The 12,336-nt window shown below is 46.5% G+C and carries 8 protein-coding genes; all 8 read right to left on the minus strand.

Features of this window, described 5'->3' with window-relative positions; all coding sequences use genetic code 11:
* The 8 genes from LZG72_RS05290 to LZG72_RS05325 all read right to left on the minus strand — a co-directional run bounded on the left by LZG72_RS05290 (position 1) and on the right by LZG72_RS05325 (position 12,303).
* Complete coding sequence (locus LZG72_RS05290; protein ID WP_233868435.1) at positions 1–1,554, minus strand: M20/M25/M40 family metallo-hydrolase; 1,554 nt, start codon at positions 1,552–1,554, stop codon at positions 1–3.
* A 20-nt stretch (positions 1,555–1,574) separates the two neighbouring features.
* A complete protein-coding gene (locus LZG72_RS05295; RefSeq protein WP_233868437.1) occupies positions 1,575–3,017 on the minus strand; it encodes an APC family permease in 1,443 nt (480 codons plus the stop codon).
* A 202-nt stretch (positions 3,018–3,219) separates the two neighbouring features.
* Complete coding sequence (locus tag LZG72_RS05300; RefSeq protein WP_233868439.1) at positions 3,220–4,482, minus strand: FAD-binding oxidoreductase; 1,263 nt, start codon at positions 4,480–4,482, stop codon at positions 3,220–3,222.
* 131 nt (positions 4,483–4,613) lie between these two features.
* Complete coding sequence (locus tag LZG72_RS05305; protein WP_233868443.1) at positions 4,614–5,615, minus strand: 4-hydroxyproline epimerase; 1,002 nt, start codon at positions 5,613–5,615, stop codon at positions 4,614–4,616.
* A gap of 130 nt (positions 5,616–5,745) precedes the next feature.
* Complete coding sequence (locus tag LZG72_RS05310) at positions 5,746–7,227, minus strand: aldehyde dehydrogenase (NADP(+)) (protein ID WP_233868446.1); 1,482 nt, start codon at positions 7,225–7,227, stop codon at positions 5,746–5,748.
* Positions 7,228–7,420: 193 nt separating this feature from the next.
* Positions 7,421–8,356 carry a dihydrodipicolinate synthase family protein gene (locus tag LZG72_RS05315; RefSeq protein WP_233868449.1) on the minus strand — a complete coding sequence of 312 codons (936 nt, stop codon included), beginning with the start codon at positions 8,354–8,356 and terminating at the stop codon, positions 7,421–7,423.
* A gap of 121 nt (positions 8,357–8,477) precedes the next feature.
* Positions 8,478–10,406, minus strand: a complete 1,929-nt coding sequence (locus LZG72_RS05320) for a DUF3857 domain-containing transglutaminase family protein (protein ID WP_233868451.1) — start codon at positions 10,404–10,406, stop codon at positions 8,478–8,480.
* 10 nt (positions 10,407–10,416) lie between these two features.
* Positions 10,417–12,303 carry a DUF3857 domain-containing protein gene (locus tag LZG72_RS05325; RefSeq protein ID WP_233868473.1) on the minus strand — a complete coding sequence of 629 codons (1,887 nt, stop codon included), beginning with the start codon at positions 12,301–12,303 and terminating at the stop codon, positions 10,417–10,419.
* Positions 12,304–12,336: the final 33 nt, after the last annotated feature.

Genomic DNA, 12,336 nt, shown 5'->3' on the forward strand with positions numbered 1-12,336 from the left:
CTACTGCCCCACTCTCACGATCGGGCGCGCTTTTGGCAGTTCCTTTCTCGGGATTTTTTGGTCCATTTGAGCTGTATTATATACAAATGCAGCTACAACCGTCGCCATTTGTTTCAAATCATCCATTACCAATCGCTCGTAAGTATCCATATTGGTATGGTGCGTGCGCGTGCCGTACTCGATACCATCCTGGATAAACTGGAAACCGGGCAAACCGACCATATCGAAGCTCTGATGGTCTGTGCCGCCCGTATTTCTGGAAGTGACGGTTGGATGGTCGATGATATCAGAAAACGCACTCAGCCATTTTTCGAAAATTGGGCGTGGACCTTCGTTTCCCTGCAAATAAATCCCGCGAATCCGTCCGGTCCCATTATCTATGTTGTAGTAAGCCGACAATTTTTCATGCGCAGGCAACAATTTCATGGTTTCACGATCGGCAAAAGTCTTTTTTACATAATTAAATGATCCATGAAGCCCTTGCTCCTCGCCGGACCAAAGTGCAATCCGGATCGTTCTTCGGGGTTTTAGGCCCGCGCTCTGCAGAATTCGTATGGCTTCGAGCATCACCGTGCAACCCGCTGCATTATCCGTAGCGCCGGTAGCACTGTGCCAAGAATCCAGGTGTCCGCCTAACATCACAATTTCATCTTTCAACTTCGGATCCGTTCCCGGAATTTCGGCGATTACATTGCCTGCTGTGAGTTTTTTATCATAAAAGGTAGTCGCTAACTCTGCTTCCAATGTTACGGGAATGCCGCTTTCGATCAGTCGTGAAATAAGGCCCGCGTGTTCGGGGGCTATTTCAAAAGCAGGGCCTGCCAATGGCGCATCGCCTTTGTAAGATGCACCGTTACTCGTGAAAAACGTACCATGTTTTCCGGTACGCCCAGACAATTCCAGCGCCACTTTCTGTGCTTTTAGAGTACTGTCGACACGTGACCTGAATGATCGCTGGGCACGGATCCGCTCCATTTGCTCTGCCGTAAAACTCGACTGACCGAATGGCGCCGAATTGGTCATTTTATCCAGATCCTCGGTGGTATAACGTGTTGCATCCGCCTTGAAATTCGGCGTGGTGTCTGCATAACTTTTTGTTAAAACGATTTTCCCGGTTAATTTTCCATCTGCATATTTTTTCAGATCTTCTTCATTCTGGATTTCCACGATGGCTACTTCGCCCGTGATCGGCCCCGAAGTTCCCGAAGTCCAGGCCTTCGGAATGCCCAGCAAAGGCATGTAATAAGGCTTTTTCATCGCGATGTAGCTTTTTTCGACCTGCCATCCTTTTCCAAATTCACCCCAATCTTCTATCCTGGCATCTTTCAATCCCCACTTTTTGAGCTCCCCAACCGACCATTCCGCCGCTCTCTGAAATCCGGGAGAATTGGTCAGCCTCGGACCTGAAATGTCCGTGAGATGATGTGCGATTTCTTTGACTTTCGAATTGTCCAATCCCTCTTTCCGGATTTTGGCAATCGCCACAGTATCAATCTGCTGCGCAAACGTGAAGCCGGGACAAAGCAGAAGTAAGGTGTAAATGGTTGATTTCATAGGAGTATCAAATAGCGTCATCAACTTGTAACAATATCTTTTTTGGCGATCATATAATAAACCGGAATTCCTAAAAGCACGATTATCAGCCCCGGCCAGGTGTATTCAGGTTTATATATAATTAATAGAACACAAAAGGCAACACCCATAATGATGTAAATGATGGGCAGGAATGGGTAACCAAACGCTTTGTACGGACGAGGCGCATCCGGCATTTTCTTTCTTAATATAAATATTCCGACAATCGTAAGCATGTAGAACACCACTACCACAAAGGATATCATATCCAGAAGGTTTCCATATTTTCCACTCAAACTCCATAAACAGGCGATCACGCATTGAATCCAAAGTCCAAACTCTGGTACCGAGTTTTTATTTAAAATACCTACCTTTTTGAAAAACAAACCGTCTTTCGCCATGGAATAATATACCCGCGCTCCGGACATAATCAGTCCATTATTACAGCCAAATGTCGAAATCATGATCATAACGGCGATAATGATCGTCCCGGAATTTCCGAAAATCACCTGCGATGCGGTCACCGCCACCCGGTCTTTATCGGACGATGCAATTTCTTGCAGAGACAAGACGCCGGTATACATCACATTGGTCAACAAATAAATGACCGTAACAATGATCGTCCCCAGTGCCAGACTTAACCCGATATTTCGCTGCGGATTTTTAATTTCTCCCGCAATGAAAGTTACATTATTCCAGGAATCACTGCTAAAAATAGATCCTACCATCGACGCAGCAATCGCACCGAACGCGGCAATGGTTGTATAAGACTCGATGTTGCCGTCGATGCCCAGCTTATGCAGGTCCCACATCGTTGCGGAATCCCAGTTAGCAGCCCAGATTTCCGGTTTCATGAACAATAGTCCAAAAACAATAAGACCAAGAAGACTGAGCAACTTGGTCATGGTAAATGTCGTCTGGATGATTTTGCCACTATTTACGCCACGTGTATTGATAAACGTCAAAAGTATGATGAGTACCAGCGAAAGCAGCTGGGCCGGCGATATTTTGAGAAAACCCAGGTTGATCGCGACCAGATCCTCGCTAAACATCGGCAACAGGTAAGCTGTAAATTTCGCAAATGCGACGGCTACTGCCGCAATTGTTGCCGTTTGAATGACTGTAAAAAAGCTCCACCCGTACAGAAAGCTGATCAATGGATTGTAGGCTTCTTTGAGATATACATATTGTCCGCCCGCCTTTGGGAACATCGCACTTAATTCACCATAACTCAATGCGGCAGTCAGCGTCATGAAACCGGTGATCAGCCACACGAACATGAGCCAGCCAACGCTTCCCGTATTTCGGGTAATATCTGCGCTCACAATGAAAATCCCTGAACCGATCATGCTGCCGGCAACCAGCATGGTGGCGTCCATTAGTCCCAGCGAAGGTTTGAATGATGTTTTTTCCTCAGCTGTATTCACAGTACTTTCTAATGACATAAAAGGGTTAGGTTGTCGGTTTGTTTGTTTAAAAATGAAAGCTACAATATTATTTGAAACAATAAAACTTCCACCGGGTTTTGAAATCGGCCTTTAAAGACTGGTTAATGAGCTTCGCTCTGACCATTTCAATGGGCGTATTATGATCGCCTATGTTGGTGATAACACCAACATAGGCGAAATGTTGGTGTTATCACCAACATTAACTATACCGCTCCGGATCGTAAAGCTTAATGTCTAATGCTGTCGAAGTCCGGTTCGCCAGCTCAGCTACCACCTTTCCTGTCGCTGGCCCGAGACTGATACCCATCATTCCATGCCCGCCGGCGATGATCAGGTTTTTTAGTTTTTTACTATAACCCAAATACGGCAGCCCATCCGGAGAACAAGGCCTGAAACCATACCAGATGCGATCTTTGGCCGGAACCGCCACATTCAGCTCCGGATAATATTGCGGGATTGCATTCACAATTCCCTCGACCCGGTTCATATTGATCTTATCATTCACCGCCGCCAGTTCCATTGTTCCGCCAAAACGGACCTGCCCATTCATAGGCGTCACGGCTACGCGAGCTTCTATCAGCAATGCCGGATGCACAATCGGATGGGCTGAATTGGGTTCCATAAATGAATATCCTTTTCCCGGCATAACCGGAATCGTGAGTCCAGCCAGCTTCGCAAGTTGCGGCAACCACGAGCCTCCTGTCATAACGACCAGGTCTCCCTCTATTTTCCCTATCGAGGTTTCGACTGATTTGATTTCGGAATGGCTGATCTCATAGCCGGTTACTTCTGCATTGGTGATTACTACGGCGCCTTTTTGTTTAATGTATTTTAAAAGCTGGTTAAAAAGAGCTGTCGGATAAAGATGCGCGTCGCAATGATAATGCACGGCGCCCGCTACATCCAGCTTAATGTTTGGCTCGATCGCCTGAACCTGCTCTTTCGAAAGCATTTCAACATCCAAACCGAGTTTTTGCGCGTCCTTTCCAACATGTATCTCCTCCTCGCCTGCTTTTTCGGTTTTATAAAGCATTAAAATGCCTTTCTCTTCCAGGCCAAAATCGAAACCTTCTTCTTTGGAAAGATCTTCATAAAGCTGTTTACTCAACAAATGATAATCACGCAAATGAGGCGCTGCACGTTCCACATTAGCCGGTGTCGCACTTTTCATAAATTTCAACCCCCACGAAATGAGGGAGAAATCGAGAGATGGCTTCACGTAAAATGGACTGCGGCTGTTAAACATCCATTTGATTCCTTTTGAAACCATTCCGGGAGCTGCCAGAGGAATGAAATGGCTGGGCACGATCATCCCCGCATTACCCTGCGAGCAATTATCGGACAAATCCCCTTTATCCAAAAGCGTCACTTTCCAGCCACTTTTAAGCAGGTAGTAAGCAGAAGCGAGTCCGATAATTCCACCGCCGATGATGAGAGCGTGGCTGTGTTTTGTAGTGTTCATTTTGGCTTTTAGCGGTTAGCCTTTAGCTATAGCTCTTTATTTCTTATATTTTAAAAATTCGTATTACTCCCTGGAAACCAGTAGTATTAAGAAAATTTGGCTAAACGCTAACAGCTAATAGCCAACAGCTTCTACCACACCTGAAACCCATACGCATACGGATCTTCCTCGTCGTCGATAAAAATGTTATTATAGCCTGTTACTACCGCCCAACCTTCGATTCCCGGGATAATGGCGGGTTTGTCGCCGATTGTGACTTCGTCTTCAACCGTTCCGGTGAATTTGGAGCCGATAATGCTTTCGTGAATGAACTGGTCGCCTTTTTTCAATTTTCCTTTCGCGTGCCATTGTGCCATGCGAGCAGAAGTTCCTGTGCCGCAAGGTGATCGGTCGATCGCCTTTTCTCCGTAGAAAACTGCATTACGCGCCGTTGAGGTGGGATCTAAAACGGCACCTGCCCACAAAAAGTGGCTCAGACCATTGATATGCTCGTTTTCAGGATGGATGAATGTATATTGTTCATTCATCCGTTTCCGGCAAATGCGACTCCAGCTAATAAGATGATCGGCGGTGTAATGTTCCAGTCCCTTGAAATTTTCCTGCGGATCAACGATCGCGTAAAAGTTACCTCCGTAAGCAACGTCCACAGTCAATGTGCCCAGGTCCGGGCATTCGACGGTCAGGTTTTCAGCAGCTAAAAAAGATTTGATATTTACCAGCTTGACGGATTTTACCCTTTTTCCAACTTGCTTATATTCAACCAAAACCAATCCCGCGGGTGTTTCAAGACGAAGTTTTCCGGGAATTTTCGGGGTAACCAATCCTTCCTGGATCGCAATGGTCACAGTACCGATGGTACCGTGTCCGCACATCGGCAGACAGCCACTGGTTTCGATATACAGCACGCCAATATCATTAGCAGGGTCGACTGGCGGATACAGAATGCTCCCGCTCATCATGTCGTGGCCGCGTGGTTCGAACATCAGGCCTTTACGGATCCAGTCGAACTCCTTTAAAAAATGAAGCCTGCGCTCCATCATACTATTCCCATTCAGCAATGGCCCGCCCCCCGCTACCACACGGACCGGATTGCCGCAAGTATGCGCATCGATGCAAAAAAAAGTTTTACGCATTGTTTTTTTAGCTGTGAGCTTTTAGCGGTTAGCTTTTAGCCTTTTTTAACCTTGGCTATCGTTTTTAGATTAGACTTGCCAAGTCTTGAAGACTTGGCAAGTCTGGCGGTCTCCCGGAGGTAGCTAGTAGCTAAACGCTAACAGCTTCTTTACTCAATTCATTATCCACATTCCTCCAAATCCCCAGCGGGTTCGCATTCTTCAGTTCCTCAGGTAAAAATTCGTCGGGCCAGTTTTGGAAGCTTAATGGGCGGGTGAAGCGTTTGATCGCGTCGGCGCCGACGGAGGTGTACTGACTATTACTTGACGAAGGAAACGGCCCGCCGTGGTGCATGGATTTGCATACCTCGACACCGGTAGGAAAATTATTGAAAATGATTCTTCCGCATTTATTTTGAATAACCGCAACAAGCTCCTGACACTGAGCAATATCACCGGTTGTCGCCAGGAGCGTCGCGGTGAGTTGTCCGTGTACTTTCGAAGCTGCCTGCAAAACCTCATCCGCATTTCTGCATTTGATGATCAATGCAAACGGCCCGAAAACTTCTGCCTGAAGAGTATCATTAATCAAGAAATCAACTGCTGAAACCGTCGCAACCGTAGCATCCCCGAACCCATCCTCCGCTTGTGTAGCTGCCGTAGCCAGTACATTCACACCAGCCTGACCAACCACTTTCTCACGACTTAACTTATATCCTTTCGCAATGCCCGAATTTAACATTGGGGCGGGTAATGCTTTCACAATTTCCTCTTCAAGAGTATCGATAAACTGATCCAGCGCAGCTCCCTCCTCGCTGATCACCAACCCCGGGTTTGTACAAAACTGACCAACGCCGAGAGTCAGCGACCCGGCGTACTGTTTTGCCAGCTCAGACGCGGCCGCATTTAATTTTTCCGGCAAAAGAAAAACAGGGTTAATGCTGCCCATTTCAGCGAAAACAGGTATCGGCTCGTGGCGTTTGCTGGCAATTTCAACCAAAGCAAGTCCGCCCCGGTTTGAACCTGTGAAGCCTACTGCTTTTATAACAGGATGACTGACGAGCGCCTGGGCCTCTTCATTTGTCTCGCAAAAAATGTGCGAAAAAGTACCTTTCGGAAAACCACTTTTTTCAACCCCGCGAGTGATTGCATCGGCCATTAACTGAGAAGTTTCGGGATGTCCAGGGTGTGCTTTCACGATCACCGGACAACCGGCAGCAATGGCGCTGGCCGTATCTCCGCCAGCCGTTGAAAATGCAAAAGGAAAGTTACTTGCGCCAAAAACTGCAGCCGGGCCTAATGCAACATTCGTTTTGCGAATGTCCGGCTTAGGCGGCGTGCGTGTAGGATTGGCAGTATCAATGCTCGCATCGAGCGAATATCCTTTTTCCACCGCTTCCGCATAGCTTCTCCATTGAAAAATGGTCCTGCCTTTTTCGCCGGTAAGTCTTGCTTCCGGAAGATTTGATTCCCTGCGTGCAGTGTCGATCAGTTCGGGGCCTAATGCTTCAATTTCATCCGCAACCGCCCGCATGAATGCAACGCGTTTCGCGATTGAAAAGGTATTTATAGTAACAAAAGCCTCCTGGGCTTTTTGCAATGTACTTTCTAAATTCTCCTGAAAAATGCTCATATTTTCATGTTAACGATGCTTGAAATTACGCACCAGGTGACTCCTACGGAGTCCGAATTTACATTAATCTGTCTTTCCCTAGAAACAGGAGACCTCTCTAAGGTCGTTTTTTCACTCCGAAATGTTATTCCGGTCTATCAAACCATCATTTTGCTCCTGTAGACAATGACCCGGCAACACCGGATCAACAATTCTACGCCAATGAACCGGCTGTCAAATTCAAATAGTCCGGTAATGCTGGCTGCGTTTCGATCGCTTTGTCAATAATGGTCAAAACGCGTTCTCTTTCCGCACCTTCCAGTACCAGGCGCGGCGCGCGCACATACTCCGACCCGATGCCCATTTTGGCGGCAGCGAGTTTGATATTTTGAACCAGTTTCGGATGAATATCCAGTTCGAGCAACGGCAGGTACCAGCGATAGATCGCCAAAGCTTCTTTATACATTCCGGCTTTAACCAGATTAAAAATGGCAACGGTCTCTTTTGGAAAAGCATCTACCAAACCTCCCACAACACCATCCGCACCCAGCATAACCTCTTCCATGATCAGCGTATCAACCCCGCAGAAAATCCGGAAACGATCCCCGAAACGATTGAAAAGTCGGGTTACATTACTTACATCGCGTGTGGATTCCTTGATCGCATGAATGTTGGGCACTTTGGCCAGTTCTTCGAACATTTCCAGAGTGACTTCAATCTTATAGTCCACCGGATTGTTGTAGATCATCAGGGGTAGTGCAGTATTTTCTGCAATGGTTTTGAAATAAACCACCGTCTCATAATCGTCGGCTTTGTAACGCATGGGCGGCAAAACCATCAACCCATTCGCACCGATACCTTCTGCTTCTTTGGCAATGCTAACCGCCTCATCCGTAGATTGTTCTGCGATACACAAAACAACAGGCATATTTTCAGGAAGTGTTTTCCTGGCATATTTCACCAATTCCACCTTTTCGGCGCGGGTTAGCGTACTAGCTTCGCCAAGCGAACCTGCTACGATCGCCCCGGTAATGCCTGCTTCAACCTGAGCCTGGAGATTTTTACGAAACAGTTCAAAATCAATTGTGTCATCTGCTTTAAATGGAGTTACCAGCGCAGGAAAAATGCCATACCAGGATTCTTTGTTCATATTCATTATCCGTTTTAAAATCGATCTAGACTTTGTAATCAAAGGTAAAACAATGATCCCGGCATACATTCTCCCGTTTTGATCAATACTTTACCGATTTTAACATGGAGTTATAATGGCATTACTGTTTATTTTCAACAAATACGATTTGCGCACGGTCTGCTTTTCTGATCTTTTTCAAGAAGTCCACCCAGACCGCAAAGTCCTTCGACTCGTAACGTCCGCCGTTAATAATTACTCGTCTTGAACAAATCAACCGATTATTATCCAGACTGGTCTTCAATTCATAGCTGCCAAATGTCGAATTTAACTGAAACGCAGGGAGCGTTGTTTCGAGTTTGTAATTGGGCGGGATCTGATAAGACATCGTGTCCAAATCCGTAAAATTGTACTCGGAAACGGGCAGGTAAAAGTCCGCGGTACGCTCCGACATCGCGGGAAGTTCGAATGGGCGGCTTAAAAGGGTTGGCTTTACAAACAGCCGAGTACCTGTTTTAGTAGCACAATTCCGGACGTTCATGGTAAGGCTTTCGGTGATCCCCGGCTCCAGGCCTTTCTCTTCCAGAAGTTCGAATCGCTGCAGGTCGAGGCTCGGCAAATTGATATGGTTCGTCAGCCATTTCTTTTGTTCTTCCTTGTTTGTGTTATACATCACACTCCGCCTCGATTCTTGTTGCAAACCTGCATAACGGACCTGCACATCGATTGTGCCGTCGCCACTTTCATCCAGATTTACATTTCCTTTGCTGACGCGCATATTATGTTGTGTTTTGTAATCAGGCGTCTGAACCAGTTTTCCGCCATTGGGCATTACCAGCAACGCGACGCGCCCACCTGTAAAAGTCCCCATAAAATTGGGGGTGGAAGTTTGGCTTGTGCATTCCAGCCAGACCGTATCTTTGGCTACTATTGCACAGGCAATCACGTGGTTGAACTGGCTACTGGGAAAATCCGTCTTGATTTTTTCCTCCTCGCCAGCCCTGATTAACGCTGCATAACACGTAATTCCTGCCGATCGCAATGCTGCTAATGTGAAATTGGTGAGTGCCTTGCAATCGCCATAACCTTTACCTGCAACGGTCAGTGCGTCGATTGTCTGCCAGCCTCCAATCCCCAGCTGAATGCTCACATAGCGTGAACGTGCCTGCATCCATTTATAAATCGCATCGATTTTAGCACGATCCGTGTCCGCGCCTTTAACGACGGTTTTAATCTCGGAAATTGTTGTCGGGGGCAATACATCCCGTCCGGCATTCAATGTGTAATAGAATTTGCTCAAATCTTCCCAGCTATTGAAATTACCCTGGTATTCCTGGATCTCGAATTCCGCTGGCGCTACCATCACCATAGGCGTGCGATCGAGAATGGGTAATGGAAAAAAGTCTACCTTTTCAGGTACTTTGTGATTCTCGATTTTCCACTGATAAATATCGGAGCCATCAGTATCCGTTGACTTCACCACACCTGGTATCCCGTTGTATTCTTTATACCTGAATTTGAATCCCGCAGGAGATTTGATCCTGTACACTGCCTTTTCAACTGCCGAATTGGAGCTGATCACCGGAAGCCACTTTGGATAAAACATCATGTTCTTTTCCCTCGTCTCGTAAATGTATTCAACGGTATAGGGGTATGCATAGCTCTTTTTTCCGAAGCTTGCGAGCTTTACCCTCGCGTCCGAAATGTTATCGCCGGAAGTCCCATATCCGTAATCCTCTATTTCAGCGTTTTTCAGCTTCTTCACAACCTTGCCCTGGGCGTCGTACAGGTTGCCGCTTATATCGACAATTTTGGTAAACTTATCATAGCCGACCTGTAGGCCGCCATGCTCCTCTTCCCCTTTTTCATCGAGTATAGTAACCACAGAACGGCTCTTGAAACGACCTTCACTTTTGGAAAGAATTTCCCAGCTAGTTTCGTCCAGCCGAACAACTGCATTTGCTTTTTCCAAAAGTGAAGGGCTTATTTTATTTACATTAAAATCCGGTTGCCCCCAAACCTTCGCAGAGACAAGAAGGAATACGAGTACGATTCCTGATAAGTTGCGCATGGAGAGAGGGTCAGTTAGATTGTTTTTTGATGACCAAAGGCTGTGAATGCTTCTGAACAACCCGCTCAAAGAATTCTTTCAGATAGTCGTATTCGTCTGGCAGGAAACGGACTTTATTTACCTGAACACTGCTGTTAACCTGGATTACACTCCCGACCTGCCGCACCTGATAGCTAAATTTTCCAGCCTTGTCCGGCAACATCAGTATTTCAGTTTTCGGCATTTCGTCCAGCATATACCCTTCCGGCAACGTAAAATTCCCGATATAAGAATTTGAGATACCGGTCGTCAGGTCCAGTGGATAAATTCTTTCTTTTGCTTTCAATGGGTTGCTTGCCCACCTGCCGGCCAGCATCGGATTGAAATAAAATACACCCGGAGAGGCATTTTCATCTTCTACTTCAAAATCGCAGCTTACACTTACGGTACCCTTGAGATCATCGGATTTGTTCTTTACCGCGATGTTCTGAAGCTGCCATTCAGGAACGAGCTTCTTGAGATCATCCTGAAACACATTTTCCGGCTCGGTGCTGTATTTGTCCCGCCAGCGCAAGGCCTCATATCCTCCGTATGAAATGGCGTAATTCCCTTTGATAATCCCATCCTCCGGGACGATTTTCGCACTGATCATCTCCAATTTGCTTTGTAAATCCAGCGGTGAGATTATAATAAACCGACCAGCTCCTTTTTTAGGGATCAGCCTGCCAACGCCATTCAATGCATGCTCAGGCAGTAAACCTGGTTTCGCATAGGGTTGTGTGGCATCAAGGAGGTACTCTTGCTCTCCGATCTTCACGTGGCTGACAATGTAATTGAAACTTTCAATCATCGGAATTTCCTGATAGACATGCCCATGTGCACGGGTACTTATCAACACCGGATTCGCTTCAAGGCCGAGCTCCCGAAGCAGGCTCGTCAGCATCAGGTTGATGTCGCAGGCATTTCCCTTTTTATTATCAAATGCCTTTTTCCCGCCGTCACCTGACCTGAGTCCCGTGTAGCCATCCCACTTCATGTATTTTTGGATAAAACCGTAGGCCCTATTCATTCTTTCCAGCGGATCGTAAGACCCTTTGCTGATTTCTTCCTTTTTATCTTTCAGAAAAGCACTCTTCCGGAGCTCGCCTCCAAACCATGACGCTTCCTCCAAAGTCTTCTCTACATCGTCCCAGGTCTGCGAAAAATTCTTGCTCATCTCCCCCGGGAATGTGATGCTCGCCAGCTCAAAGTTGAGTTTGGACAAATAATCCTTTTCCGTGGTCATATAAGGTTCGTTTACAAATGCGGGGGAATCTTTAACCACAAACCGGTAAGACATTCCCTGCCCATTGTATCTACTATGTCCAACATCGACATTTACCGGCTCGTGTTTATTGTGGTGCAGGGACAGGTAACCTCCCATGGTCATTTTATAGTCGAGAAAATAGGGAATTGTGATTTTGTATTCGCTCCATTTGAAGGGAACCGAACCCTGGAAATGCCAAGTATCCGGTTTGGGACGTACGGACATAGGCGAGACCAACGTATAGGAATACTCGATCACCGCTCCCTTTTTAACATTCGGCAAATTGAATTTTGTCGTGTAGGAGTACTCAGACGATTTTTCTCTTTTGATCGATTTTTTGTCAAGTTCCGTCGTAACGATCTGTCCGTTTTCCAGGTTATACGTATACCCTTTCAAATCTTCAATCCATTCCTGCTCCTTAAAATTATTGCCGTAGTAGTACGTCAGCCCCACCGAGGCCCTGTCCAGTGCAGACTCTTTTAGGATTTTGATCCTGACCCACATTTTGCTCTTCATAACGAAGCCTTTTAAATCATCATACAAAAATGACACATCCCCGGAATCGTAGAGATAAACTGCGTCGGCCGTACTGTCACCAACGTAAGCAGTCATGTCAAGAGACGGTCGGTCTATTGTTCCGAGTTT

This window comes from Dyadobacter sp. CY323, assembly GCF_021390245.1.
Classification (GTDB): domain Bacteria; phylum Bacteroidota; class Bacteroidia; order Cytophagales; family Spirosomataceae; genus Dyadobacter.